Genomic DNA, 737 nt, shown 5'->3' with positions numbered 1-737 from the left:
GATTGACAATCAGCTGCTGCGTTGGTAGTGCATGCTCGACTTTGTATTTTGCGACTTGGTTAAGCACATCGACGAACACAACGTTTTGTTTGTCGTAAAATTCCATCACATCGTTAGCATTGATATAGGCTTGTAATTGAATAACGTAACAGTCTTGACGCAGCTCTAAAATATTGACCTGATTCCATTCTTGGTTGGTCAAATAATGCTCATTTAAAAACTCGTCTAAGTCTTTGACCATTTTAAAGACCACTTCGATATCAGCAGTACGCTTAAGATATAACTGATGGTAAAAGCGGAACATATCACGAGAGGTAAAGTTCTCAATTTGCATAGACGAAAAATCGCCATTAGGCACGGTCACAATGGTTCGTGATAGTGTACGTACGCGTGATGAGCGAATACCGATATCAACCACTGTGCCTTCATACGTGCCAAACTTACAATAGTCACCTATCCGCACTGGCGAATCTGCCACTACGACCACACTACCAACCAGATTTTCGATGGTCTTTTGCGCACCAAGTGCTAATGCTAAACCACCAACCCCCAATGCGGCAATACCGGTGGTCAAATCAAACCCTAGATTGCCAAAGATAACAATGACAGCAAAGATAAGCAGCAAGGCTTTGACGACTTTTCGCAATAGACCTAAGATAGAGACGCGTTCAGTATAGTTTTTCTTATAGCTTAGGTTAACCGCACGAGTAAAGATCGCATCGATGACTCGTAGCAGC

At 42.5% G+C, this 737-nt stretch carries 1 protein-coding gene; it reads right to left on the bottom strand.

What is annotated here, in order from left to right; translation table 11 throughout:
• The coding region (locus ACS8FD_RS20145; protein ID WP_439277172.1) for a mechanosensitive ion channel family protein at positions 1-737 on the bottom strand (737 nt) is incomplete at both ends.

Source organism: Psychrobacter sp. 1U2, from assembly GCF_051847575.1.
The sequence above is the reverse complement of the archived record's forward strand: the minus strand, read 5'-3'. Positions and strand labels throughout refer to the sequence as shown.